A 26,916-nucleotide genomic window follows, 5' to 3' on the forward strand; every position below is an offset into this window, starting at 1 on the left:
CTTACTTCATGTTCTTGATGGCCTGGAACAATGCCTTCTGTTGTGGCGTGACGATGAAGCGGTCGTACACCGGGCGCATCGCGTTGCGGAACGAGGCCTTGTCCACGTCCTTGACGAAGATCGTTCCCGCCTTGACGGCGTTCTGACGCGACACCTCTTCGCTCTCGTGCAGATAGCGGCGCATGATGCCGACCGACTCGCGCGCGGCGTCGGCGATGATCTGCTGATCCTCGGGCGAGAGCGCATCCCAGCGCTTTTTGGAAAACACGAGCAGGTCGGGCGCCATGGCGTGCTCGGTGTGACAGAAGTACTTGAAGACGTCGAAGTGCCGATAGCCGTCGAAGATGACGATGCTGTTCTCGGCCGCGTCGATGAGCCCCGAGCGCACCGCCGTGGTCACCTGATCCTGCGGCAGCGGCGCCCCGCGCGCACCCATGGCTTCGGCGATGGCGACCCAGAGGTCCGACTGCATGACGCGCATCTTCAGATCCCGCATGTCGGCCAACGAACGGATCGGGGTGTTGGCATAGACGCAGCGCGCACCGTTGTCGTAGAAACCGAGCCCGACGTAGCCGGCCACCGACAGCGAGGCGAGGATTTCGCGACCGGGTGCGCCGTCCATCGCGTGCTGCATGTGCTGCGTCGAGTTGAAGAGGAACGGCAACGACGGTATCACGGTGCCCGGGCAATCTTTGTTGAAGGCGGAAGCGTTGGTGCGGGTCATTTCGAGCGTGCCGGCCTTGACCGCCTCGACGGCCTCCTTCTCGGAGCCGAAGACGCCACCGGGTACCACTTTCAGGCGGATGCGCCCGTTGGTCTTGCGTTCCAGGATCTCCGCCATCGCCTGCGCGGCGCGTACGGCCGGATGGTCGGCTGGGTGAATGTCTGCGGAGCGCAGCACGATCTTCGCCGGCCCGCTGTCCACCTTGTATGCCGAGACGACGCGCACGAGCTCCATGCCTACCTGCGTCATCCGGCTCGCCGCGGCCGCCGAGGCGCTGGCGGCTTCGGAATTCTCTCCGCTCATTCGGGCGATCTGCTCGATGTTGCGCGAGATGACTGAACTGGCCGTCTCCTGCTCGCGGATGGCGCCCGAGATTTCGTCGACGACTGTGGCGGCCGCCTCAGCCCCCGATTTGAGCTTCTCGATCAAGGTCCCGGCTGCCTGTGCGCTGTTCACGTTTTCCTTCACCGCTTTTTCGGTACTGCCCATGCTGTCCACGGCTTCGCGGGTGCTCTCCTGCATTTTGTCGAGCAGCGCGGTGATCTCGCGGGTAGCCTGCCGCGTACGCTCGGCGAGCTTGCGTACTTCATCGGCAACGACGGCGAAGCCGCGTCCCTGCTCGCCGGCCCTCGCCGCTTCGATGGCGGCGTTGAGCGCGAGAAGGTTTGTCTGGTCGGCGATTTCCCGAATCATGACGGCCATCGAGGAAATGCTTTCGCAGTCACCGCGCAAAGCACGGATGCGCGCGTTCGCCTCGCCGACCGTCTGCGCGATCTCACGAATTCCGGTGACGGTTTGCACGATGACGCTGGCGCTCTGATCGGCGATGTCGCTCGACTCGCGCGTGTGCCGGCTGGCGTCGCGCGTCTGTTCGGCGACCTTCGAAATGCTCACGGTAAGCTGTTCGATCGCCGACGCCATGTGGGTCGAGGCGTCGCTCTGCACTTGCGTATTGCGCGCGATGCGGCGCGAGGACTGGTCGACGTCTTCGGTCACTTCAAGCAGATGCGCGACGGCTTGCTGGATTTCCTTGAGGCCGCTTCCCAGGCGGGTAAGCAGCCGGGCGTAGATCTGCATCGCACGCCCGATTTCGTCGTCGGACTCCGCGCGCACGACCGTGGAAAAATCGAGGCGGTCGGCCGCATCGGCCATCGAGATTTGTAGCGCGCCTAGCGGCCGGGAGGCAGAACGCAGCGTCACGAAGGCGGCGACCGCCACGGCAGCCAAGCAGATCACGCCGGTTATCAGAATCAGCCATTGGGCCGAAGCGACCGCTTCGCCGAGGGCCTTGAATTCGCTTGCCGCCGCATCGGCGGAGGTCTTCCCCGCAACACCGGCGGCGGTCGCCACCGACGATAACGCGCCAAGGGAAACGGCAAGGAGCACGACGAGCCCGATCAGCGCGATGCCAGCCAGCACAAGGATTCTGCGTGAGACGCCCATTTGATCCCCCGAAAGTACGTTGATCAGATCCTCTCAACTGCTCCCTGCTGCGTGTTCGTCAGCTACCCAACGTGTGCCAGTTCTCCGCTCATCGGCTCAAGCCTTGGCCCGGGTTTCGGCGCCACAACCTGCCGAACGTTTTGTTATTGGTAAAGCCACTTGTCCTTGTTCAAATATTGTTGCACAAATGCCTGGGATGGCGACATGTCGAGGCAGCAAACCGTGCGCCTACGCAATTTGTCGTATTCCAGCGCCCGTGTCGCGTCCGTAAGCTCCGTTCCAAGAGCCACCCGCGTACGGAATCGTCATGTTCAGATCGTTGCTTGCCCTGTTGCTGATCGCCGCCTCGCTGACGGCCCGGGCGGCACCGGACGCGACCCTGGTGCGCCAGTTGGCTGACGAGGATTCAAGTACCAAGGTCGCTGCTATCCGCAAACTGGTGCAGGCTGCCGACCCGGGCACCACCCGCATTCTTCAGGCAATGGCCGACGATGCGCTCGTCGTTGCGGGAGACCGGGTGCTGATCGCCGACGGTGAGAAGGCATTCGAAGCGGCGACCGGCTCGCCGATCAAAATGCCCGATGGTGCCGAGTCCATCACCGTAAATAACCGCATTCGCGGCGAACTGGCGAACGCGCTGGCGGCACTCAAACTCTTCGACTCCGATGCGAACGTGCGGCTGGAGTCGGCGCAGAAGCTGCAAAACAAGGTGGGACCCGAAATGGCGCCGCTGCTCACCCGCGCCCTGGAAAAGGAAACCGACCCCCGGATCAAGCCGCTTTTGGCGCTCGCGCACGCGCAGTCGAATCTGGCCAATACCGACCCGATGGCGCGCCTGGCCGCGGTGAAAGCGTTGTCGGGTTCGTCGTCGCCGGCCGTGAAAAGCCTCCTGCTGCCGCTGACCGAGAAGGCCGGAGAGGCAGATCCGCGGGTGCGTTACGCGGCAATCTCGGCGGTCAAGTCGATCGACGGTCGCCTCTCGCTCACAGAGAATCTGGGGCGCGTATTTTCCGGCTTGTCGCTCGGCAGCATCCTGCTGCTCGGCGCGCTCGGCCTCGCCATCACTTATGGTGTGATGGGCATCATCAACATGGCGCACGGCGAGCTGCTGATGATCGGCGCCTACTCGGCCTACGCCATGCAGAGTCTGTTCCGCGCCTATTTCCCCGGCGCCATTGACTGGTACCTGCCGGCGGCCATCCCGCTCGCCTTCTTCGCGGCCGCGCTGGTCGGCGTGGTCATGGAACGCACGGTCATCCGCTGGCTCTATGGTCGTACGCTGGAGACGCTGCTCGCCACCTGGGGCTTGTCGCTGATTCTCATTCAGGCGGCGCGGGTGCTTTTCGGCGCGCAGAACGTTGAAGTCGCCAACCCGAGCTGGATGTCAGGCGGGATCGAGTTGATGCCTAACCTGCTGCTGCCCTGGAACCGCATCATCATCATTGGCTTCGCGCTGTTCGTGCTGGCGCTCATGTGGGTGCTGATGAACAAGACGCGGCTCGGCATGTTCGTGCGCGCGGTGACGCAGAACCGCGCCATGGCCGGCTGCGTCGGTGTACCGACCGCACGCATCGATACGCTCGCTTTCGCGCTCGGCGCCGGCATCGCCGGACTCGGCGGCCTGGCCCTGTCGCAGATCTCCAACGTCGGCCCCGACATGGGCCAAGGCTACATCGTCGACGCCTTCATGGTCGTCGTGCTCGGAGGGGTCGGGCAACTCGCCGGTGCCGTGTGGGCCGCGCTTGGCCTGGGCGTCTTCACCAAGTTGCTCGAGGGCTGGTCGGGCGCGGTGATCGCGAAGATCGTCGTCCTCGTGTTCATCATCATCTTCATCCAGAAGCGTCCGCAAGGCCTGTTCGCCTTGAAGGGACGGTTCGTCGATTGAGCGCCGCCATGAACTACCACCTGCCTCCGACCATCCTCTCCTTCCTGGCAAGGGAGGCCGAGGGGGTTTGCGGCTTCTCCTGGACCACCGCCTTCAACCCACCGCCCTCCCCTTGTCAGGGGGAGACCGAGCTTGGTCGCTTGGAGGACTCTCATGCGTAGGCCGCTCGTCTTCCGCATCGCATCCGCGCTCGACGGGCGGACGCGTCTTGCGCTCACGGTGTTTCTCGCGGTCACGCTTCTGGTAGTGCCGGTTCTTCACCTCACACTGCCGCCTGAAAGTGCTTTCCACGTGTCGACCTACGCAATCACTTTGCTCGGCAAGATCATGTGCTACGCCATCGTCGCCGTGGCGATGGACTTGATCTGGGGCTACGGCGGCATTCTTTCGCTGGGGCATGGTCTATTTTTCGCGCTCGGCGGCTACGCGTTCGGCATGTACCTGATGCGCCAGATCGGGCGTGACGGCAGCTATCAGAGCGATCTGCCCGACTTCATGGTCTTCCTCGACTGGAAGGAACTGCCCTGGTACTGGACAGGCAGCGACAGTTTCCTTTGGGTCTCGGCGCTTGTCGTGCTCGTGCCGGCGCTGGTCGCCTTCATCTTCGGCTATTTCGCCTTCCGCTCGCGCATTAAGGGCGTGTATTTCTCGATCATCACGCAGGCGCTGACCTACGCGGCGATGTTGCTGTTCTTCCGCAACGAAACCGGATTCGGCGGCAACAACGGCTTCACGGATTTCAAGCGCGTGCTCGGTTACACGATCACTTCGCCGCAGACGCGGCTCGTGCTGTTCGGCCTCACGGCGCTCGTGCTCGCGCTGACCTTCGTCCTCGCGCGGTGGCTGGTCGCTTCGAAATACGGCCGCGTGCTGACGGCAATCCGCGACGCCGAGTCGCGCGTCATGTTCATCGGCTACAACCCGCTGTGGTTCAAGCTCTTCATCTGGACACTCTCGGCCGTGTTGTGCGGTATCGCCGGCGCGCTGTACGTGCCGCAGGTCGGCATCATCAACCCGTCCGAGATGAGCGTCGCCAACTCGATCGAGATCGCGATCTGGGTGGCGGTCGGCGGCCGCGGCACATTGATCGGCCCGATCGTCGGCGCCTTCGTCGTCAATCTCGCCAAGAGCTGGTTCACGGTAAGCTTTCCCGAATACTGGCTGTTCTTCCTCGGCCTGCTGTTCATCGTCGTCACGCTGCTGTTGCCGCACGGACTGGTCGGTTTGTGGAAGACGTTACGTCAGGCGAAGCAAACGCGGCCCGACGACATGGAGCTGCCTCCCCGCGAGAGCGTTCTTGCTCCTCCGCTGACACCGATTCCGCCGAGCGACAGGAGGGTGACCGAATGAGCGCCCGCGACGTTTTCCGCAAGATCATCGGCATCGAACTCGATGAGAGCAACGCCTACACCGGCAAGCGACGCACGCTCGACATCTCGCACAATGTGATCCTCTACCTGGAGGACATCACCGTCAGTTTCGACGGCTTCAAGGCGCTGAACAAACTGAATCTCGCCATCGACGCCGGTGAACTGCGCTGCATCATCGGCCCCAACGGCGCCGGCAAGACGACGATGATGGACGTGATCACCGGCAAGGCGCGCCCCGACTCGGGTTCCGCATTCTTCGGCCAGACGATCGACCTCACCCGGCTCAGCGAACCGGAAATTGCCCACGCCGGCATCGGCCGCAAGTTCCAGAAACCGACGATTTTTGAGCAGCACAGCGTGTTCGAAAACCTCGAACTCGCCATGACTACCGATAAGCGCGCGCTGACGACGCTCACCGCCTGGTTGCGCGACGACGACCGCGACCGCATCGCCGACACCCTGCGTCTGATCCGCCTCGACACCGAAGCCGACCGCCCTGCCGGCCTGCTCTCGCACGGCCAGAAGCAGTGGCTGGAAATCGGCATGCTGTTGATGCAAGAGCCAAGGCTGCTGCTGCTCGACGAGCCGGTCGCCGGAATGACCGACGACGAGACAATGCGGACGGCGGAGCTGTTCGTTTCGCTCGCCGGAAAACACTCGCTGGTGGTGGTGGAACACGACATGGCGTTTGTGAAGGCGCTTGGGGGCAAGGTGACCGTGTTGCATGAAGGGTCTGTTCTCGCGGAGGGCGATCTCGACGCGGTGCAGAACGATCAGCGGGTGATTGAGGTTTACCTGGGGCGATGATGGCTATCGGCGTCCTCGACCGCTCTGTTCCGCCTTGCCGGCGGGCATACTCTTTCTTGTCTTGCCAAGAAAGAGTAGCCAGAAAGAAGGCGCGCCCGCTGCGTCGCCCGGCTTCGCCGGGTGCTCTGCGCTGCTCGGCCGCAACGGGGCGCTGCGGAACTCGGGCCTGCGGCCCTCAGACAGTCCTCGCGCTTTTTCCCGTTGCACCCTGCGCTGCTCGACGACTCAGAGGGCGAATCGCAAACCACCTGAACACCATCGTACCGAGGCATCAGATTCGTTCCGGGGTGCATTCCCCCTCGTGGAGCGCCGAGCAACGGAGCGAGGCCGGGGGAAGTCGGCGAGCACTGTTTGAGGGGCGCAGCCCCGAGTTGCGCAGCCGCCCGGCCTCGCGAGTAGCGCAGGGAAGCCGGCGGAGCCGGTCGCGTAACGCGGGGGTCGCCTTTTCTTTGGCTACTTTCTTTTGGCGAAGCAAAAGAAAGTATGTCCGCGCGTCAGGCGCGGAACCCGGCACATCAGCGTGCCACCACGCTTGAGGAGCCAGAATTGCTCAAAGTCGAAAACCTCAACCAATACTACGGTGGCAGCCACATCCTCCGTGGCCTCTCCTTCGACGTCGAACCGGGCAAGGTCACCAGCCTGCTCGGGCGTAACGGCGTTGGAAAAACGACGCTGATGAAGTGCCTGATGGGGCTCGTCAAATCGAAAACGGGGCGCATCAATTTCCAGGGCAAGGACGTCACCCAGGCGCCGTCGCACGAGCGCGTGCGGGCCGGTATCGGCTACGTGCCGCAGGGGCGCGAGATCTTTCCGCGTCTGACGGTTGAAGAAAACCTGCTCATGGGGCTCGCCATCAAACCTGCGGGAGCAAGGATTCCGGAACAGGTGTTCGAGTTATTTCCCGTATTGAAGAGCATGCTGCGACGCCGCGGCGGCGACCTGTCCGGCGGCCAGCAGCAACAGTTGGCAATCGGGCGCGCTCTGGCGATGGACCCCAAGCTCTTGATCCTCGACGAGCCGACCGAGGGCATCCAGCCGTCGATCATCAAGGACATCGGGCATGCCATCCGAGTCGTCGCCCGGCGGCCGATCGCGCAGAAGATCAGCCAGTCGGCCGAGGAGCGCCAGGAGGTGAAAGACGCGATTCGCAAAGTGGCCGACACGGGGCGTGTCGCCATCCTGCTCGTCGAGCAATACTACGATTTCGCCCGCGATCTTGCCGACCACTACCTGTTGATGGAGCGCGGCGAGTTCATCATGCGCGGCCTGGGCGCGGACATGGACAAGGACGGCGTGCGCGAGGCGCTGGCGGTTTAGTTCGGTTCAAGCTGTCGAATAGCCAGATCCCGGGCCGTTTTCGGCCCAAACATGTCGAATCACAAGCCAATATTCAACACATCGTCGCGATATGTTGATACACTCGACACATTCTAAGAACGTGTCGATGCGGCGGAGATTTTTCGACTTATGGCGTTCGACCCGAGCAAGCCCTACAACGACCTCCCGCCGCTGCCGCCCCAGGCGGACGTCGAAACACGGGCCGTCCTCAAGGCGTGCATCGACGCGCGCGTGGCGCTGGCCGAACTCAAGCAGGCTGGCGAGCTGATCCCGAATCAGGCGGTGCTCATCAACAGCATCCCGCTACTTGAGGCGCAGGCGAGCTCCGAGATTGAGAACATCGTCACCACCACCGACCGGCTATTCCAGTACGCCGACGACCGCTCAGGCCGTGCCGATCCGGCCACCAAAGAAGCGCTACGTTACCGTACCGCCTTGCGCCAGGGGTTTGCGTCCCTCGCTCAGCGCCCATTGACCACCCGCACCGCCGTCGAGGTGTGCCAAACCATCAAGGGCGCGGACATCGACATCCGCAACACGCCGGGCACCACCCTGACGAACGATGCAACCGGCGAGCTCATCTACACTCCGCCAGAGGGCGAAAGCCTCATCCGCGACAAGCTCGCCGACTGGGAGCGCTTCCTACACGAAGCCACCGAACTCGATCCGCTGATTCGCATGGCTATCGGCCATTACCAGTTTGAAGCCATCCACCCCTTCGCCGATGGGAATGGACGTACCGGGCGCGTGCTCAACCTGCTTTACCTCGTCGACCAAGGCCTGCTCGATACGCCGGTCCTCTACCTCTCGCGCGCCATCATTGCCAACAAGGCGGACTACTACCGCCTCCTGCTTGGCATCACCCGCGAAGCGAACAAGGAAAAAGCCTGGGAAGACTGGATTCTCTACATGTTGCGCGCCGTGGCCGACACCGCGCGCTGGACAACCGGCCGCATTCGCGCGATCCGCAGCCTGCTGCAAGAGATGGCCGACAAGATGCGCCGGGAAGCACCGCAAATCTACAGCCGCGAGCTGGCCGAACTCATCTTCGAGCAACCCTATTGCCGCATTGGCAACCTCGTTGACGCCGGGCTCGCACACCGACAAACCGCGTCAACACACCTCAAGAAGCTTTGCGACATCGGCATTCTGCGCGAGGAGAAGGTGGGGCGGGAGAAGTTGTTTATCCATCCGGCGCTCTTAAAGCTATTGCGCGAAGGCAGCTGATAACACGCGTGGCGATCTATCACACGAGGTTTCCCCGCATCCGCCCGGCCTGCCTCATCGAGAGCACGGCGACACCCGCGCGACCAGAACGTGCTTTGCCACATCTCGGCGCAGGAACTGAAGAGCGAAGAAGTGAACTCGAAGGCTGTTGCCGAGGTCTTGCGCACAGCCCTGCTGGCTTTGTGCAGGCGGCGCAAGAAGCTGCCGCATCCGGCGCAGTGACTGACCGTCCAGTGCACCAACGAATCTTGTAAGTCCATCGGTTATAGACCTGACGGCCACTTTCGTCACGTCGCGAAAATGATCAATGTGAACAAGGGCACAACCGAAATCCACCCCATCGCCTGCGTAATTCTGCGTATTACCATCCGCCCCCGGCGCCGCGATAATCGCAGTATGAGTTCGCCCTACGCCCTTCCATTTCGACGACCTGGTTTGCCAGTCTGCGGCTCCGTTTCACGCGCGAAGCCAGGGCGGACTGGCCGCTTGGCCATTGATAGCGCCTTGCCGCCATGATCCCCGTCGAACCGGCCCTGATGAACGCGGCGCACTGGCAAGCCGATCTGTCGCTGGAATTTTCCGCTCGCGGCATGGCGACGATCCTGAGCGATTGCCGCCACCACGGCCCCTTGCGCGTACAGAAGGCGCTCTACCCGGAGGGTGAAGCGGTCTGCCAGGCCATCGTCCTGCATCCGCCCTCAGGCATCGCTGGCGGCGACCATTTGCGCATCGTGGCGCGCGTTACCGAGTCAGCACACGCTCAGCTCACTACACCGGGTGCCGGCAAGTGGTATCGCTCGGCCGGCGACGACGCTTCGCAGACGCTCGACTTTTCCGTGCGCGACGGCGCCATTCTGGAATGGTTGCCGCAGGAAACAATCATTTTCGATGGCGCGCGAAGCCGAATGCAGACCCGCGTCGTATTGACTGGTGGCGCCCGCTACCTTGGGTGGGAAATCCTCTGCCTCGGGCGCAGCGCGTCAGGCGAACGCTTCACGCATGGGCTCATCGCCCTGCATACGCGCATCGAACGCGAGGGCAATGTCGTCTGGCTGGAGCGCGGCCAACTCGCCGGGGACGACCCATTGCTCGTCAGCCCGACCGGCTGGGCCGGCGCCAGCGTCGGCGGCACGCTGCTCGCAACGCTCGTTTCCCGGGACGAAGTTGGCCCACTGCTCGAAGCCTGCCGCACCATCGCGCCCCCCGACGGTGCCGACCACGCGCTGACGGCCTTGCCGAACCTGCTCGTCGCGCGCTATCTCGGACACAACAGCGAAGCGGCCCGCCTGTGGTTCGTTTCGCTTTGGCAGGTGCTGCGCCCCGCCCTGCTGGGCCGCGCCGCCGTGCCAGCACGCATCTGGAATACCTGAATCCGTGAACGAGGAGAAGCAATGGAACTGACCCCACGCGAAAAAGAAAAGCTGCTCATATTCACCGCCGGCCTGCTCGCCGAGCGGCGCAAGGCCCGCGGCCTCAAGCTCAACTACCCGGAAGCGACCGCGCTGATCACCTGCGCGATCCTGGAGGGCGCGCGCGACGGCAAGAGCGTCGCCGAACTGATGAGCGAAGGCACAAAGGTACTGACCCGCGGCGACGTGATGGACGGCGTACCGGAGATGATCCCCGAGATCCAGGTCGAAGCGACCTTCCCGGACGGCACGAAGCTGGTGACGGTGCATCATCCAATCGTTTGACATGACTCTCCGGCCTTTACCCCCTCCCGGCCTTCCGTTATCAGGCGAGGAGATGAGCATGACGTTCCCTCAGCCGCACTCCCCCCGGACAAGGGGCTGGGGGCCAAAAGACGCGGAGCTTTCCACCCTTCCGCAATACCTCCCACACCCAGGAGCCCTTCATGACCAAGCGCTTTGCCCCCCTGCTTCTCGCCGCCCTTCCCCTTGCCGCCGTCGCCCATACAGGCCATGGCGATCACAGCTTCATTGATGGCTTCACGCATCCCTTCCTCGGCCTCGATCACCTGCTGGCGATGCTGATGGTCGGCGTCTGGAGCGTTCTCAACGCACGCAGCAACAAGGTCTGGTTGGCACCGGCCACCTTCGTCAGCCTGCTCGCCGTGGGCGCCTTCCTCGGGCAGTACGGCATCGTCGTGCCGCAGCTCGAACCGCTGGTCGCCGGGTCGGTCCTGGTACTCGGCGTCATGCTGACACTGCCCTTTAGCCTGGGCCTGACTGCCGCTCTGGCCGTCATCGGCGGTTTCGCGGTGTTCCATGGCATGGCCCACGGCGGCGAACTCGAGCAAGGGTCCGCGATCATGAGCGGCATCGTCCTTGGCTCCGCCGTCCTGCACGCCTGCGGCATGGCGTTCGCCCATCGGGTGCTCAAGAGCCGTCCGCAACTCGCGCTGCGTCTCGGGCAACTGGTCGCCCTGATCGGTGGCGGGCTGGTTCTTTCCACCGTGCTCTGAGGTACCACGATCATGATTCCCGGAGAAATGTTCGTTGAACCCGGCGAACTCGCACTCAACGCCGGCCGCCCGACCGTAACGCTTGTCGTCGCCAACACCGGCGACCGGCCGATCCAGGTCGGTTCGCACTACCACTTCTACGAGACCAACGCCGCGTTGTCCTTCGACCGCGAGGCGGCGCGCGGCTTCCGCCTCGACATAGCCGCCGGCACCGCCGTGCGCTTCGAGCCGGGCCAGACGCGCACCGTGCAGCTCGTCGCACTGACCGGCGAGCGCAAGGTATTCGGCTTCCGCGGCCTGATCCAGGGGGAACTATGAGCACAAAGATTTCGCGGCAAGCCTACGCCGAAATGTTCGGCCCGACCGTCGGTGATCGCCTACGTCTGGCCGACACCGACCTGTTTGTCGAAGTCGAGAAGGACTACACCCTCTACGGCGAGGAAGTGAAGTTCGGCGGCGGCAAGGTCATCCGCGACGGCATGGGCCAAAGCCAGCGCATGGCGAAGGACACCGTCGATACCGTCATCACCAACGCGCTGATTATCGACGCCGTCACCGGCATCGTGAAAGCTGATATCGGCCTCAAGGACGGGCGCATCGCCGGTATCGGTAAGGCGGGCAACCCCGACATCCAGCCGGGCATCACCATCGTCATCGGGCCTGGTACCGAAATCATCGCCGGCGAAGGCATGATCGTCACCGCCGGCGGCATCGACAGCCACATCCACTTCATCTGCCCGCAACAGATCGAGGAAGCCTTGATGTCGGGGGTGACCACCATGCTCGGCGGGGGCACGGGCCCGGCCACCGGCACCTTCGCCACTACCTGCACACCGGGGCCGTGGCATATCCACTCGATGCTCTCGGCAGCCGAAGCTTTCCCGATGAATCTCGGCTTTCTCGGCAAAGGCAACGCCAGCCTGCCGGAAGCGCTGCGCGAGCAGATCGCCGCCGGGGCGATGGGCCTCAAGCTGCATGAGGATTGGGGGACGACGCCGGCGGCCATCGACTGCTGCCTATCCGTGGCCGACGAGATGGACGTGCAGGTCGCGATCCACACCGACACGCTCAATGAGTCGGGTTTCGTCGAAGCGACCATAGACGCCTTCAAGGGCCGCACCATCCACACCTTCCACACCGAAGGCGCCGGTGGCGGCCATGCGCCGGACATCATCCGCGCCGCGGGTCTGCCCAACGTCCTGCCCAGCTCGACCAACCCGACCATGCCGTACACGGTGAACACCATCGACGAGCACCTCGACATGCTGATGGTCTGCCACCACCTCGACCCGGCCATCGCCGAAGACATCGCCTTCGCCGAATCGCGCATCCGCCGCGAAACGATCGCTGCCGAAGACATCCTGCACGACCTCGGCGCCTTCTCGATGATGAGCTCGGACTCGCAAGCCATGGGTCGCGTCGGCGAGGTGATCATCCGTACCTGGCAGGCGGCGCACAAGACGAAGGTGCAGCGCGGCACGCTGGCCGGCGACAACGTGCGCAACGACAACCTGCGCGTCAAGCGCTACATCGCCAAGTACACGATCAACCCGGCGCTCACGCACGGCATCGCGCATACCGTCGGCTCGGTCGAAGTCGGCAAGCTCGCCGACCTGGTGCTCTGGCGCCCGGCTTTCTTCGGCGTCAAGCCTTCGCTCATCCTCAAGAGCGGCATGATCGCCGCCGCCGCGATGGGCGACCCCAACGCCTCGATCCCGACGCCGCAACCGGTGCATTACCGGCCGATGTTCGGCAGCTTTGGCAAGGCGCTGAAGACCTCGGTCACCTTCGTCTCGCAAGCGGCGCTGGAGAATCCGGCGGTTGCCGCATTGGGGCTGGAGAAGCCGCTGATCGCCGTCTCGGGCACGCGCAAGCTGAAGAAGGCCGACATGGTGTGGAACGGCGCCACGCCGAAGATCGACGTCGATCCCGAAACCTACGTCGTGCGCGCCGACGGCGAATTGCTGGTCTGCGAACCGGCTGCGTCGTTGCCGATGACCCAACGCTACTTTCTGTTCTGACCATGCTAATCCTGACTCAACGCACGCTACAGCCGCCCACGGACTCGGTTGCACTGGTCTACGACGAACGCAAACGCAGCCGCCTGAAGGTAACGCTTGGCTCGGGCCGCGAGGCTGGCATCTTCCTCGAACGGGGCGACCACCTGCACGGCGGCGACCGGCTGCTGGCTGAGGACGGTACGACCATCGTCGAAATCCTCGCTGCACCGGAAAAACTGATTGAGGCGACCGCCGATACATCGCTGCTCTTTGCCCGCGCCGCCTACCACCTCGGCAACCGTCATGTTCCTGTGCAGATCGTACCGTCGGCAAACGGCGGAGTGCTCCGTTTCCAAACCGACCACGTGCTGGCCGAGATGGTCAAAGGCTTGGGCTGCGTCGTAGCCGAGGTCGAAGCACCGTTTCAACCGGAGTCGGGAGCGTACGGTGCGCACGGCGGGCATCATCACCATGGCGACGACCACGAGCACCACAGCGATGAACATGCCCGCCTGCACAACCCCGGCCATGGCCCACACCGCTCGATGCCGCGGATTCACGAATTCAAACCGGGCGCGAAATCTTGAACGATCCTTCCCGACTAGCGCTGATCCGCCTGCTTCAGCTCGCCAGTCCAGCGCTGCCGGTCGGCGCCTACACCTATTCGCAAGGGCTGGAGTGGGCTGTCGAGTCCGGGCGCATCCGTGACGAAGCCAGCGCCGGGCGATGGATCGGCGACCTGATGGCTTTCGCCATCGGCCGCTTTGAAGCACCGCTGGTCGCCCTGCTGATGCACCGCTGGGTTGAGGACGAAGTCGTGGAAATCAAACGCCTGAATGGGGACTTCCTGGCCAGCCGCGAATCCGCCGAATTACGCGCGGAGACCGTGCAGATGGGCTTTTCGCTCAATCGTCTGCTGGCCGATCTTGCCGATCCCGCCTTGGCAACCGTACGCGAACGCCTTGCCGACATGCCCGAAATCGCCTTCCCGACCGCCTGGTCCGGCATCGCCGCCGCGTGGAAAATCGCACCGGGCGACGCCGTTGCGGCCTACCTCTGGACCTGGGCCGAGAACCAGGTGATGGCCGCGCTCAAAGCGGTGCCGCTCGGCCAAGCAGCGGGTCAGAGGCTGCTTGCCGAACTCGGCCGGCAGGTGCCGGCCATCGCAGAGACCGCACTGGCGCTACCCGAAAACCAATGGTCAAACCTGACCCCGGCATTCGCGCTGTGCAGCGCACGGCACGAAACCCAATACTCACGACTCTTCCGGTCATAACGACATGAATACAGAAACTGCCTCCCGTATCCTCCCTCTCCGCGCCGCAGGTTCACGCGCCGCCCCATTACGGGTCGGCATCGGCGGCCCTGTCGGTTCCGGCAAGACGGCGCTCACGCTCGCGCTGTGCCAGGCGTTGCGCGACCACATCGACATGGCCGTCGTAACCAACGACATCTACACGGCCGAGGACGCCGAGTTTCTCGTCGCGCACTCCGCCCTGCCGCCCGAACGCATCATGGGCGTCGAGACCGGCGGTTGCCCGCACACGGCGATCCGCGAGGACGCGTCGATCAACCTCGAGGCCATAGATCGCCTGCAACGCGCCTTCCCCGAGGTGCAACTGATTCTCGTCGAGTCGGGCGGCGACAACCTCGCGGCGACCTTCTCACCTGAGCTTTCCGACCTCACGCTTTACGTCATCGACGTGGCGGCCGGCGAGAAGATTCCGCGCAAAGGCGGTCCCGGCATCACGAAGTCGGACCTACTGGTGATAAACAAGATCGATCTCGCGCCGATGGTCGGTGCCTCGCTCGACGTCATGGCGCGCGACGCCAAGACGCAGCGCGGCGAAAGGCCTTTCGTCTTCACCAACCTGAAGACGGGCGAAGGACTTGATCGGGTGATCGCCTTCATCCGCGAACGCGGCATGCTGTAGAGGAAGTCGTCCAAGCACTTGCGCTGTTGGTTCCGCTGGCGGCTCTCGGTGACGAATATTCCCTGGATGGAAAGGCTGGGAAAGCCCTTGTAGGACACAGGTTATTCGCGGTGCATCGTCGGTCGTCCATGCACACGTGCGGTGCAGCGGACCCACGAAAAGCCGCGTCATGCCAAGTAATTATCGTGGCCCGCGTCTTGCTTCGGAACAACGCCGAGTCCCCCTGGAGCGTTCCGTGTCGATCCATGTCGCCCTCAATCATGTCACCCACTACCGTTACGACCGGCCGGTCAGCCTCTCTCCGCACATTGTCCGCCTGCGCCCGGCGCCGCACGCGCGCACGCCCATCCTCAGCTATGCGCTGAAGGTTACGCCCGCGGAACACTTCATCAACTGGCAGCAGGACCCGCAGTCAAACTATCTGGCACGGCTCGTCTTTCCCGGAAAGACACGCGAACTCAAGGTTGAAGTCGATCTCGTCGCCGCACTATCGGTCATCAATCCCTTCGATTTCTTTCTTGAACCGGCCGCCGAGAAGTTTCCGTTTGAGTACGAAAGCGAGCTGCGCCACGAGCTACTACCCTTTCTCGAGAAACTGCCCGCCACGGGGCGGTTGCAGGAGTTCGTCGCCGGCGTTTCGCGCGATCCGAAGCCGACGGTCGACTTTCTCGTCGCGCTCAACCAGGCGGTGCAACGTGAGATCCGCTATGTAATCCGCCTCGAACCCGGCGTACAGACGCCCGAACAGACGCTCGCCGCGAAAACCGGTTCGTGCCGGGACTCGGCCTGGCTTCTGGTGCAGGTATTCCGTCATCTCGGCCTTGCCGCCCGCTTCGTCTCCGGCTACCTGATCCAGCTCGTTCCCGACGTGAAGCCGCTCGACGGGCCCGCAGGCGCCGCTGCCGACTTCACCGACCTGCACGCGTGGTGCGAAGTGTACCTGCCGGGTGCCGGCTGGGTCGGCCTCGATCCGACATCGGGGCTGTTCGCCGGCGAAGGCCACATACCGATCGCCTGCTCGCCCGAGCCGTCTTCGGCGGCGCCGATCACCGGTTATACCGACCAATGCGACTGCGAGTTCGGGCATACCATGAAGGTCGAGCGCGTGTGGGAAGCACCGCGGGTCACGAAACCGTATACCGACGAACAATGGCAGGCCATCGACGCACTGGGCGGCGAGATCGACGTCGAACTGGCCGAAGGCGACGTCCGCCTGACGATGGGCGGTGAGCCGACCTTCGTCTCGATCGATGATCCGGACGGTGCTGAATGGAACACCGACGCGCTCGGGCCGACCAAGCGTGCGCGGGCGTCCGATCTGTTCCACCGCCTGCGAGCGCACTATGCGCCCGAGGGGCTTGCCCATTACGGCCAGGGCAAGTGGTATCCCGGCGAGCAACTGCCGCGCTGGTCGCTCAACTGCTTCTGGCGGCGCGACGGCCAGCCGATTTGGCGCAATCCGGCGCTGATGGCCGACGAGACGAGGGATTACGGCGCCGACGCCGAACTCGCCGAGCGCTTTCTGAAGCGGATCGCCGAACACCTCGACCTCGAAAGCCACCACGTTTTTCCCGCGTACGAAGACGCGTTCTATTACTTGTGGCGCGAAAGGCGGCTACCTTGCAACGTCGACCCGTTCGATGCACGGCTCGACGATCCCCTGGAGCGGGAACGCCTCGCCAGCGTATTCACTCGCGGTCTCGACGCGGTGGTCGGTCATGTGTTGCCGATTGCCCGCAGCCTGAGCAACGGCTGCTGGCAGAGTGGCTCCTGGTTCCTGCGCGCCGAACACTGCTATTTGATCCCGGGCGACTCGCCTCTCGGTTATCGACTGCCGCTCGACTCGCAACCCTGGGTGGCCAAGACCGATTACCCGTACGTCAATCCACCAGATCCGGCACAGTCGTTTCCGCCCCTGCGCGCGCACGCCGATATCCGGCGCCAATTGACCACGCACACCGAAGCAGCGCCCCCGGATGGCATCACCTTGTTCGGGAACGGCCTCTCCGGACCGGACTCGGCGTTCGAGCGTTGGCCGCAAGCCGGCGATTCCGCCGCCTGGGTCGTACGCACCGCAATGGCGACGCAGGCGCGTAACGGCATCCTCTATGTCTTCATGCCGCCTACGGAAAGCCTCGACGATTATCTCGAACTCGTCGGCGCGGTGGAGGCCACCGCGGAAGAGCTGATGACGCCGGTGATCATCGAAGGTTACGAACCGCCTCGCGATCCTCGTCTGGCGAGTTTCCGCGTCACGCCAGACCCCGGAGTCATCGAGGTCAACATCCAGCCGTGCGCCGACTGGGACGAACTTGTCGAGCGTACCGACCACCTCTATGAAGCCGCCCGGCTGTCACGCCTTACGACCGAGAAGTTCATGCTCGACGGCCGCCACACGGGTACAGGCGGCGGCAACCATTTCGTGCTCGGCGGCGCGACAACGCTCGACTCGCCTTTCCTGCGCCGTCCGGACCTTCTGCGCAGCCTGATCAGCTACTGGCACAACCACCCCTCGCTCTCTTTCCTTTTCTCCGGGTTGTTCATCGGGCCCACGAGTCAGGCGCCACGTATCGACGAGGCGCGCAACGATTCAGTGTACGAACTCGAAATCGCCTTTCGGCAGTTGCCCGAACCCGGCACCGACGTTCCGCCCTGGCTGATCGACCGCTTGCTGCGCAATATCCTCGTCGATGCGACAGGGAACACGCACCGTGCCGAGTTCTGCATCGACAAGCTGTATTCGCCCGACGGCCCCGCCGGTCGCCTCGGCCTGCTCGAAATGCGCGCCTTCGAGATGCCGCCGCACGCGCGCATGTCGCTCGTCCAGCAACTCCTGTTGCGGGCACTGATCGTACGCTTCTGGAACGTGCCTTACACCCCGGTGCGGCTGGTGCGCTGGGGCACCGAGCTGCACGACCGCTTCATGCTGCCGCATTTCGTCAAGCAGGATTTCGACGATGTGATCACTGAACTGCGCCACGCGGGCTATGCCTTCGATCCGGAATGGTTCGCACCGCACTTCGAGTTCCGTTTCCCGTTGCATGGACGGTTCGCGGCGCAGGGCGTTGAGGTCGAACTGCGCCACGCGCTCGAACCCTGGCCGGTACTCGGCGAGGAAGGGTCGGTCGGCGGTACCGTCCGCTATGTCGATTCCTCGGTGGAACGTTTGCAGGTCAAGGCGACCGGCATGGCTGGAGAACGCTATGTCGTCACGTGCAATGGCCGTGCGCTGCCGCTGCAGAATACCGGGCGAGTCGGCGAGTTCGTCGCCGGCGTTCGGTACCGGGCCTGGCAGCCGCCGTCGTGTCTGCATCCGACCGTCGGCGTGCATGCGCCGCTCACTTTCGACCTCGTCGACACCTGGATGCAACGCTCGCTCGGCGGCTGCCAGTACCACGTGGCCCATCCGGGCGGGCGCAATTACGAACGCCATCCGGTCAACGCCTACGAAGCCGAGGGCCGGCGGCTTGCGCGCTTCACCGTACCCGCGCACTCGCCTGGCCAAGTCGAAGTCAGCGAGAGGAAAAGCGACGCGAGTTTTCCGTTTACGCTAGATTTGCGTCGTTTCTAAGCGAGCGCGCCGCGCCCATCTCCCCGCCATGTCCCGCTCCCTGCTTGCCAATTACCCGCGCCAGACCGACCGCTACGACGAAATGCTGGCCGAGAACGGGGAGCTTCGAGCCCCCTGGCGCGGCTTGCTGGAACACCTGAGCAATGCACCGCCCGGGTTGATGCGACAGCAACTCGACTATGTACGCCGACGCATTCAGGAGAACGGCGTCACCTACAACGTCTATGCCGATCCGCAGGGCGCTGATCGCCCCTGGGAGCTCGACCCCTTGCCGCTCATTCTCTCCGCCGAGGAATGGAACGAGATTTCCGGCGCGGTCGTTCAGCGCGCCCGCCTGCTCAACGCGCTGCTCGGCGATCTCTACGGTGAGCAGAACACGTTGAAGGATGGCACGATCCCGCCCGCGCTCGTGTACGGGCACAACAACTATCTCTGGCCCTGCCAAGGCATCCGACCTCCCGGCGATACCTGGCTGCACCTTTACGCCGCCGACCTCGCGCGTTCGCCCGACGGCCGCTGGTGGGTCATCGCCGATCGCACGCAAGCGCCGTCGGGGGCCGGCTACGCGCTCGAAAATCGCGTCATCGTATCGCGCCTGTTTCCGGAGAAATTCCGCGATCTCGGAGTCAAGCCGCTGAACGGATTCTTCGCCGCACTTCAGGAAAGCCTTTCCCACTGGGCGGCCGCCGACGAAGGCGGAACCGCGCCAATGATCGTCCTGCTCACGCCCGGGCCGTACAACGAGACCTATTTTGAGCACGCGTATCTGGCGCGCCAACTCGGCTATCCGCTGGTCGAAGGGCAGGACCTGACGGTGCGCAACGATGCCGTCTATCTGCGCACCTTGAGCGGGTTGCGGCGAGTGCATGCGATCCTGCGCCGGCTCGACGACGATTATTGCGACCCGCTCGAACTGCGCGGCGATTCCGCGCTTGGCGTGCCGGGCCTGTTGCAGGCCGTGCGTGCGGGCAAGGTGCTGGTGGCCAACGCGCTGGGCACCGGCCTGCTCGAATCGGCGGCCCTGCCCGGCTTTCTGCCCGGCGCCTGCGAAAAACTGCTCGGCGAGTCACTGCGCATGCCATCCGTCGGTACCTGGTGGTGCGGCGAGGCGGCCGCGCTCGAATTCGTCATCGAGCATATCGATCATCTGGTCATCAAGGGCGCCTACCCGTCGCAGCGCCTCGAACCGGTGTTCGGCAGCGAGCTCGACGGGCCGCGGCGGAAAGAGATGATCGAGCGCTTGCGCGCACGACCTCAGGCCTATGTAGCGCAGGAACTCGTGCGTTTCTCGCAGGCGCCGTCGTGGAGCGCGCGTCATGAGCGGCGCCTGATCCCACGCGGTGTCGCGCTGCGCACCTACGTCGCGGCAACGCCGCAAGGTTACGTCGTCATGCCGGGGGGGCTGACACGCGTCACCTCGGCGGTCAACGCGCGCATGATCGCGATGCAGCGCGGGGGGTCGAGCAAAGACACTTGGGTGCTCGGCGAAAAAGCGGCAAGATCGCTGAACCCCGCCCGTGCGCTGACCGGCAAGGCGGGCGTCGTGCGCAGCGGTAGCAACCTGTCCTCGCGCGTCGTCGAGAATCTCTTCTGGTTCGGGCGCTACGCCGAACGCTGCGAAGATACCGCGCGCCTGTTGCGCGTCGCGCTCGCGCGACTCGTTGACGCCGCTCCCGACGACATGCCGGGCCTGATCTCGGCGTTCGAGGTCGGGCGCGCGCTCTCCGTCCTACCCGAACAAACGGGGAAGAAACCCATCGCCGACGGGCAGGACGCGTCGCGCTCGGCATTCGAGAAGCAACTGCTCGCGGCGTTATGCACCTCCGAATGGGGCGACGGGCTGGCCGGCGACATCCGGCGCCTGCTCTGGGTGGGCGCACAGGTACGGGAACGCTTCTCGCTCGACAACTGGCGCGCGCTCAACCATCTGCAACGCCAGTTGCAAGGCTATGCCAAGGGCAAGCCCGGTCTCGGGGAAGCACTGGCTTTTCTCGACCAGATGATCCTTGCGGCGTCCGCCCTCGCCGGCTTCGCGATGGACGACATGACGCGCGACGATGGCTGGCGCTTCTTGATCATCGGACGCCGGCTCGAGCGCCTGATCTTTCTCGCCAACGCCGTCTCGCACTTCCTGCGGCTGCATTCGACGCGCGCCCCGGGCAGTCTGGAATGGCTGCTCGAACTGGCCAACAGCATCATCACCTACCGTTCGCGCTACATGGCACAACCCGAGTTGCTGCCGGCCATCGACTTGATCGTTTTCGACGATGCCAATCCGCATGCCGTCATTTTTCAGACGCACAACGTCATTCGCTACCTCGGTCGCCTCGAACGCGACCTAGGCGGAATCGGCGGCGAGGCCGACGAGGATGCGCTGCACGCCTCGTTTCTCCGTCTGCGCGCCTTCGACCCGCTACGCCTGCAGCGCCACGAAGCAGGCGACGCCGAGGCTCGCGCCTGCTCCGCCGAACTCGCGGAACTGCTGGAAGACGTGGCGCGTGGAGCGGCCGAGCTTTCCGACCGACTGGCCATGCGCTACTTCACGCATGTCGCCGACATCGGCCAGCAGACGCTGGCGGCCTAGGGGTCTCTGCATGAGCGCCGCCCGCTATCACGTGGTTCACGAAACGACCTACCGTTACGAAAGCCCGGTATCGCTATCGCGCCAGTTGCTGCACCTGACGCCACGCGAATGCCCGTGGCAGTCGTGTTTCGAACACGTCATCACGATCGACCCTGCGCCAGGCATCGAGACGCGACGCCTCGACAGCTTCGGCAACCCGATCCGCCAGTTCGCGATCGAGTCGCCGCACACCTCGCTTGTCGTGCGCTCGGAAAGCCGGATCGAGGTTCGCGCGCGGCCACACGCCCCCATCTTCGGTTCACCTTCTTGGGAAAGCGTGCGCGACGCGCTGGCGTACGGCGCGCTGCCCGTCCGCCTAGACGCGGCTGCATGCCTTTTCGAGTCGCCCTACGTACGGGCGAAGCGTGAATTCGAGGCCTACGCGGCACCCAGCTTCACGCCAGGCCGCCCCTTGCTTGACGCGGTGCGCGACCTGATGACGCGCATTTATGGCGAATTTGCCTACGACCCGGCGGCAACCACCGTGGCTACGCCGGTGCTGCAGATTCTTGAGGACAAGCGTGGCGTTTGCCAGGATTTCGCTCATCTGATGCTCTCGTGCCTGCGTTCGATGGGGCTCGCCGCGCGTTACGTGAGTGGTTATCTGTTGACCCAGCCGCCACCCGGCCAACCTCGCCTTGTCGGTGCCGATGCCTCGCACGCATGGATCGCCGTCTATTGCCCAGCGGCGCATGGCGGCAACGAAGGTAACGACGGCGATTGGGTCGACTTCGACCCAACCAATAATCAGCTTCCCGGTACGCGGCACATTACCGTCGCCTGGGGGCGCGATTTTGGCGACGTATCGCCGTTGCGGGGCGTGATCCTCGGCGGTGACAGCCATCGGCCCGAGGTTGCGGTTACCGTCGCGCCGTGCGAAGGGCCGGAAGAACCCGCTAGCGCTGGATGAGTTCAACGCCTCGGACGGCGACGAACTCATCGCGAATACGTTGTTCCGCCCAAGGACGGTGCATTGCGTGGCCAAATTGGAGCCAGCCCCGTTCACATTGATCGCCCGCCACGAACCGGAATAGTCGCCGAACCGCCTTGCCGCCTTGGTCAGACTGGCTTGGCGCGAAGCCTCAAGCGCATGGCATGCTTCATGCTCGACGCCCATCATCGCGTCCCGCGGAAAAATCATGGGCAAGAACTACTACAACGAGATGTACGACGCGGCGGGTAGCGTACGGCCGCCGTATAGCGGCTACGCTGAGTGGCTTGCGGAAATGCCGGCAGAACGGATCGCCAGCAAGCGCGCGGAAGCGGACATCGCATTCCGGCGTGTCGGCATCACTTTCGCGGTCTATGGCGAAGAAGCCGGGACCGAACGGCTGATCCCCTTCGACATCGTCCCGCGCATCATTCCTGCGAACGAATGGCGCCAACTGCACGTCGCGCTCTGCCAGCGCGTCAAGGCACTCAACGCCTTCCTCTACGACATTTACCACGGCCAGGAAATACTGCGCGCCGGCCGTATTCCGCGCGAGCAGGTGCTGAACAACACCCAGTTCCGCCCCGAGATGATCGGCGTCGACGTCGCCGCCGGAATCTACGCGCACATCGCCGGCGTCGACCTCGTACGCGCCGGTGAAGGCGAGTTCTACGTCCTCGAAGACAACCTGCGGGTCCCGTCCGGCGTGTCGTACATGATCGAAGACCGCAAGATGATGATGCGGCTCTTTCCCGAGTTGTTCTCGCGGCACAAGGTGGCGCCCGTCCAGCACTATCCCGACATGCTGCTCGAAAACTTGCGTACCGTCGCTCCGCCTTCCGCTGCCGACGATCCGACCGTCGTCCTGCTGACGCCCGGGGCGTACAACAGCGCGTACTTCGAGCACGCTTTCCTGGCGCAACAGATGGGCGTCGAACTCGTCGAGGGACGTGATCTGTTCGTATCCGAAGACACGGTCTATATGCGCACCACCCGCGGTCCGCAGCGTGTCGACGTCATCTACCGCCGCCTCGACGACGACTTTCTCGACCCGCGCGCGTTCCGCCCGGACTCGATGATCGGCGTGCCGGGCCTGCTTTCGGCCTACCGCGCCGGCAAGGTGACGCTGGCCAATGCCATCGGCACGGGCGTCGCCGACGACAAATCGATCTATCCCTATGTGCCGGACATGATCCGCTTCTATCTGGGCGAGGAGCCGTTGCTGCGGAACGTACCCACCTACATGCTGCGCAAGCCAGAAGATCTCAAATACACGCTCGACCACCTGCCCGAACTCGTCGTCAAGGAGGTACATGGCGCCGGCGGTTACGGGATGCTCGTGGGCCCGTCGTCCTCCGCGGCGCAGATCGAGGACTTCCGTCAGCGCATCCTTGCGGCCCCGGAGAAGTACATCGCCCAGCCGACGCTCGCCCTTTCCAACTGCCCGACCTTCGTCGAATCCGGCGTCGCACCGCGGCACCTCGACCTGAGGCCGTTCGTCCTTTCCGGCAAGGAGATCCAACTCGTTCCCGGCGGCCTGACGCGGGTCGCCCTGCGCGAGGGATCGCTGGTCGTGAATTCGTCGCAAGGGGGCGGCACCAAGGATACCTGGGTGCTCGAAGACTGATCGAAGTCGGAGGAAGCCATGCTCAGCCGCACCGCGGATCACCTTTACTGGATGTCACGCTACACCGAGCGGGCCGAGAACATGGCCCGGCTGCTCGACGTCACCTACCAAATGTCGCTGGTTCCGAAATCGGTCGCCGCCGAAAACCAGAACTGGGGCGCCATCCTCGCGCTCAACAGCCTGGAAGAACCCTTCGCACGCGGGTACGACGCAGTGACGGCGGAGAACGTCCTGCGCTTCATGATTTCGGACGCGAACAACCCGGCGTCGATCTACAGCTGCCTGCGCGCCGCCCGCGAAAACGCGCATGCGGTGCGCGGCACGCTTACTTCCGAGACGTGGGAAGCCTGCAATTCCACCTGGATCGAGTTGCGGTCGCAGAACTTCCAACAAATTGTCTCAGGAGGCATCGAGCAGTTTTTCGAATGGGTAAAACTGCGCTCGTCGGTCGTTCGCGGTGTCACCTTCGGCACCATGCTGCAGGACGAAGCGTTGCACTTCATCCGCCTCGGCGGCCTGATCGAGCGGGGCGACAACACGGCACGCATCCTCGACGTGAAATACCACGTATTGCGTAGCAAGGGAGACGAGAACGCCACCGACTTCTACCAATGGGCGGCTCTGTTGCGCTCCGTCTCCGCATTCGAGGTCTACCGCAAAGTCTATCGCGACATCATCACGCCGGAGCGTGTCGCCGAACTCCTGATGCTGCGCCCCGACATGCCGCGCTCACTGCATGCCTGCACCAAGGGAATCGTCCGCGTCCTGCGCGCGCTCAGCAATCACCAATCCGCCGAAACCGAACGCCTGGCCGGCATGCTGCACGCGCAGATCCATTACGCGCGCATCGACGACATCCTGCGCCAAGGCATGCACGAAGTGCTGACTGAGTTCATGAACCACATCTTCAACATCGGCGAGGGAATCAACCGCGACTTCCTGGCGCAGTTGTAGCCGGCCGGCGCTCATTGTGCGCCGCGCCTGATCGGCGCAAGACCACTGGCTGGCGTTTTCCGGGTACCGCACGGGGGCGTTCACATCCGTTATGTGGCTCATCCCACCTTTTCAGCCGGCGCCCCAGGCTATACTGTCATCGTTTGACATTTGCATTTTTCGATGACATGAAACGGCTCTCGACGCTTGTCCTTTTGCTGGCCTTCAGCTCGGCGTACGCCGAACCCTGTGTGGACGAAAAGGACCAAAAACGCGTAACCGGCGTTTCGGAGTGTCTCCTAACCAGGCACTACGGCCCCGAGAGCGCGCCCCATTTGCTGATCTGGCTGCATGGCGACGGTTCGACCGGAGGACCGGCGAACTACCATTTCCCGATCGCGGAAAAGGCTGCCGCCACGCTTGCGGCGCAGAATGTGCAGGCGGTCGCGCTCGTGCGCCCCGGCTATCCGGACGGCGAAGGCGGCGTATCCACCGTGGCCGCGGATCAAGGCGGACGGAGCGATCACTATACGCGCCAGAATACCGACGAGGTGGCGGGCGCCATCCGCCGCCTCAAGGAGCGACATCAGGCGCGCGATGTGACGGTCATCGGGCATTCCGGCGGAGCGGCCACCACGGCCATCATTCTTGGGACGCATCCCGGATTGATCGACAATGCCGTGCTCGTCGCATGCCCTTGCGACCTCGTTCCGTGGAGAGCCGGTCGCCGGGCATGGAACCGGAGCGAGAATCCTCGTGTGTGGATCGAACACGTGGCGACGACAACGCGCGTGCTTGCCCTCACCGGATCACGGGACGACAACACCTTGCCGGAGCTGGCGCAGCACTATGTGGAAAGCCTTGCTGCTCGCGGCGTCAATGCCCGATACGTGGAGATCGCGAACGCCACTCACAATTCTGCTTTTCGGGCTACCGAGGTCACCGAGGCAATCTCTTCGCTACTCGCTGCGCCCTGACTCAGGTCGGCGCTTCTGGAGGCCGAACACTCAAGATGTGACGTAAAACGCCGGATGATGCTCGACGGTCCCCGCCGTTTCCTCGCCATCGAATGCCAGGCACAGGAAGAACTCCGGAGGAATCTCGGGGACCGTGAGGTGGTCGCTGTGGCGGAATCCGAAGCGTTCGTAGAAATGCGGCTCACCGACAAGCAGGCAGCCTCGGGCGCCTCGTTGGCGTAATGCGGCGAGTCCGGCACGAACGAGTTGCGAGCCGATGCCCTGCCGTTGGTGTGCCGGAGACACGGCCACCGGCCCGAGCGTATACCAGCCGAGATCCCGACCATCGATCAGCGCCGGCGAGAAGGCGATGTGCCCAAACACCGCGCCCTCCGTCTCCGCCACCAGCGAGATCGTCAGCGCCGACGCGGCGCGCAGTGCGGCGACAATCAGATGCTCCGTTTGCTGGCTATAAGGATGGTCGGCGAACGCTTGCTTGTTGATGGTTTCGATTGCGGCGTAGTCCGCGGGTGCTTCGGGTCGGATGATCATTGCCTTCTGTATCTTCGTGTCGGTGTTTCCCTGAGCCGCGAGAGAGCGGTCTGCCGGCCGCCCTCGCTCGCAATCGCTAGAGCGGCCTTCCCAATCGTTTTTCGACCTGCTGACGCTCCCACTGCGGCCCCAGCATCCACGCCGGGCCAAACACGCGCGAGGCATGCAGCAGCAAGCCGATACCCCATCCACCCGCGACCCACAGCACCCACAGCGAATGCGACGAAGTTATCAGGTTGATGGCAAGCAATACGAGGTTTACGACAACGTAACGGAAGACGTGCAGGTAAAAACGCCGCAAGCGGCGGACGTACTCGAAAGCCTCCTGTTCCTGTTGGTCGGCGGTCGCGGCGGCGATATCGGTTTGTGCAATCATGGTCTGCTCCGGGTTCAGGGTTGAAAAATCGACCTCAAAAACCGCCGCCAGCGACTTGAGCGACTCGGTGCTCGCCGGATCGCCTGCTTCGATACGCTGTATCGTGCGCACGCTCAATCCGCTCGCTTCCGCGAGTTGCTGCTGCGACCAACCGTGTTTAAGACGTAATTTCTGAACCAGCATGCTCAAGCTCC

The 26,916-nt window shown here is 63.9% G+C and carries 23 protein-coding genes; 20 read left to right on the forward strand and 3 right to left on the reverse strand.

Annotation, left to right across the window (positions count from 1 at the left end):
- Position 1 precedes the first annotated feature (1 nt).
- Positions 2-2,167 carry a TRAP transporter substrate-binding protein DctP gene (gene dctP, locus NZ453_RS05680; protein ID WP_263769473.1) on the reverse strand — a complete coding sequence of 722 codons (2,166 nt, stop codon included), beginning with the start codon at positions 2,165-2,167 and terminating at the stop codon, positions 2-4.
- A 319-nt stretch (positions 2,168-2,486) separates the two neighbouring features.
- Between dctP and urtB the strand changes: the two genes are divergently transcribed.
- The 20 genes from urtB (at position 2,487) to NZ453_RS05780 (ending at position 25,815) form a co-directional block, all read left to right on the forward strand.
- On the forward strand, positions 2,487-4,052 hold the full coding sequence (gene urtB / locus NZ453_RS05685; protein ID WP_338051143.1) for an urea ABC transporter permease subunit UrtB: 1,566 nt from the start codon (positions 2,487-2,489) through the stop codon (positions 4,050-4,052).
- A gap of 153 nt (positions 4,053-4,205) precedes the next feature.
- A complete protein-coding gene (gene urtC, locus NZ453_RS05690) occupies positions 4,206-5,402 on the forward strand; it encodes an urea ABC transporter permease subunit UrtC (RefSeq protein ID WP_263769476.1) in 1,197 nt (398 codons plus the stop codon).
- The gene (urtD, locus tag NZ453_RS05695) at positions 5,399-6,229 is read left to right on the forward strand and encodes an urea ABC transporter ATP-binding protein UrtD (RefSeq protein WP_263769477.1); all 831 of its coding nucleotides are present in this window, start codon (positions 5,399-5,401) and stop codon (positions 6,227-6,229) included. Before urtC ends, urtD begins: the two co-directional genes overlap by 4 nt.
- Positions 6,230-6,775: 546 nt before the next feature.
- Complete coding sequence (gene urtE / locus NZ453_RS05700; RefSeq protein WP_338051148.1) at positions 6,776-7,546, forward strand: urea ABC transporter ATP-binding subunit UrtE; 771 nt, start codon at positions 6,776-6,778, stop codon at positions 7,544-7,546.
- 150 nt (positions 7,547-7,696) lie between these two features.
- On the forward strand, positions 7,697-8,794 hold the full coding sequence (gene fic, locus NZ453_RS05705; protein ID WP_263769479.1) for a protein adenylyltransferase Fic: 1,098 nt from the start codon (positions 7,697-7,699) through the stop codon (positions 8,792-8,794).
- 90 nt (positions 8,795-8,884) lie between these two features.
- Entirely contained in the window at positions 8,885-9,016 is a 132-nt protein-coding gene (locus NZ453_RS05710) for a hypothetical protein (RefSeq protein WP_263769480.1), read from the forward strand.
- Positions 9,017-9,306: 290 nt separating this feature from the next.
- Entirely contained in the window at positions 9,307-10,164 is an 858-nt protein-coding gene (locus tag NZ453_RS05715; RefSeq protein WP_263769481.1) for an urease accessory protein UreD, read from the forward strand.
- Between the two features lie 21 nt (positions 10,165-10,185).
- Complete coding sequence (locus NZ453_RS05720; RefSeq protein ID WP_263769482.1) at positions 10,186-10,488, forward strand: urease subunit gamma; 303 nt, start codon at positions 10,186-10,188, stop codon at positions 10,486-10,488.
- 161 nt (positions 10,489-10,649) lie between these two features.
- Positions 10,650-11,219, forward strand: a complete 570-nt coding sequence (locus NZ453_RS05725) for a HupE/UreJ family protein (protein ID WP_263769483.1) — start codon at positions 10,650-10,652, stop codon at positions 11,217-11,219.
- Between the two features lie 12 nt (positions 11,220-11,231).
- Positions 11,232-11,537 carry an urease subunit beta gene (locus NZ453_RS05730; RefSeq protein ID WP_263769484.1) on the forward strand — a complete coding sequence of 102 codons (306 nt, stop codon included), beginning with the start codon at positions 11,232-11,234 and terminating at the stop codon, positions 11,535-11,537.
- A complete protein-coding gene (ureC, locus tag NZ453_RS05735; RefSeq protein WP_263769485.1) occupies positions 11,534-13,240 on the forward strand; it encodes an urease subunit alpha in 1,707 nt (568 codons plus the stop codon). Before NZ453_RS05730 ends, ureC begins: the two co-directional genes overlap by 4 nt.
- A gap of 2 nt (positions 13,241-13,242) precedes the next feature.
- Positions 13,243-13,806: an urease accessory protein UreE gene (ureE, locus tag NZ453_RS05740; protein ID WP_263769486.1), complete on the forward strand. Its 564-nt coding sequence runs from the start codon at positions 13,243-13,245 to the stop codon at positions 13,804-13,806.
- Positions 13,803-14,495, forward strand: a complete 693-nt coding sequence (locus NZ453_RS05745; RefSeq protein WP_275983077.1) for an urease accessory protein UreF — start codon at positions 13,803-13,805, stop codon at positions 14,493-14,495. The genes ureE and NZ453_RS05745 overlap by 4 nt, the downstream gene beginning before the upstream one ends.
- A gap of 4 nt (positions 14,496-14,499) precedes the next feature.
- Positions 14,500-15,153 carry an urease accessory protein UreG gene (ureG, locus tag NZ453_RS05750; RefSeq protein ID WP_263769487.1) on the forward strand — a complete coding sequence of 218 codons (654 nt, stop codon included), beginning with the start codon at positions 14,500-14,502 and terminating at the stop codon, positions 15,151-15,153.
- Between the two features lie 235 nt (positions 15,154-15,388).
- The gene (locus tag NZ453_RS05755; RefSeq protein WP_263769488.1) at positions 15,389-18,724 is read left to right on the forward strand and encodes a transglutaminase family protein; all 3,336 of its coding nucleotides are present in this window, start codon (positions 15,389-15,391) and stop codon (positions 18,722-18,724) included.
- A gap of 28 nt (positions 18,725-18,752) precedes the next feature.
- Positions 18,753-21,308: a circularly permuted type 2 ATP-grasp protein gene (locus tag NZ453_RS05760; protein ID WP_263769489.1), complete on the forward strand. Its 2,556-nt coding sequence runs from the start codon at positions 18,753-18,755 to the stop codon at positions 21,306-21,308.
- Between the two features lie 10 nt (positions 21,309-21,318).
- Positions 21,319-22,257 carry a transglutaminase family protein gene (locus NZ453_RS05765; protein WP_263769490.1) on the forward strand — a complete coding sequence of 313 codons (939 nt, stop codon included), beginning with the start codon at positions 21,319-21,321 and terminating at the stop codon, positions 22,255-22,257.
- 229 nt (positions 22,258-22,486) lie between these two features.
- The gene (locus NZ453_RS05770) at positions 22,487-23,905 is read left to right on the forward strand and encodes a circularly permuted type 2 ATP-grasp protein (RefSeq protein ID WP_263769491.1); all 1,419 of its coding nucleotides are present in this window, start codon (positions 22,487-22,489) and stop codon (positions 23,903-23,905) included.
- Between the two features lie 18 nt (positions 23,906-23,923).
- Positions 23,924-24,859, forward strand: a complete 936-nt coding sequence (locus NZ453_RS05775) for an alpha-E domain-containing protein (RefSeq protein ID WP_263769492.1) — start codon at positions 23,924-23,926, stop codon at positions 24,857-24,859.
- Between the two features lie 167 nt (positions 24,860-25,026).
- Positions 25,027-25,815, forward strand: coding sequence for an alpha/beta hydrolase family protein (locus tag NZ453_RS05780; protein WP_263769493.1), 789 nt, complete (start codon positions 25,027-25,029; stop codon positions 25,813-25,815).
- A 30-nt stretch (positions 25,816-25,845) separates the two neighbouring features.
- Here NZ453_RS05780 and NZ453_RS05785 read toward each other — a convergent pair whose 3' ends face one another.
- Entirely contained in the window at positions 25,846-26,346 is a 501-nt protein-coding gene (locus NZ453_RS05785; RefSeq protein ID WP_263769494.1) for a GNAT family N-acetyltransferase, read from the reverse strand.
- A 76-nt stretch (positions 26,347-26,422) separates the two neighbouring features.
- Entirely contained in the window at positions 26,423-26,905 is a 483-nt protein-coding gene (locus NZ453_RS05790; RefSeq protein WP_263769496.1) for a helix-turn-helix domain-containing protein, read from the reverse strand.
- Between the last annotated feature and the right edge of the window lie 11 nt (positions 26,906-26,916).

This window comes from Propionivibrio soli (assembly GCF_025770765.1).
GTDB lineage: Bacteria > Pseudomonadota > Gammaproteobacteria > Burkholderiales > Rhodocyclaceae > Propionivibrio > Propionivibrio soli.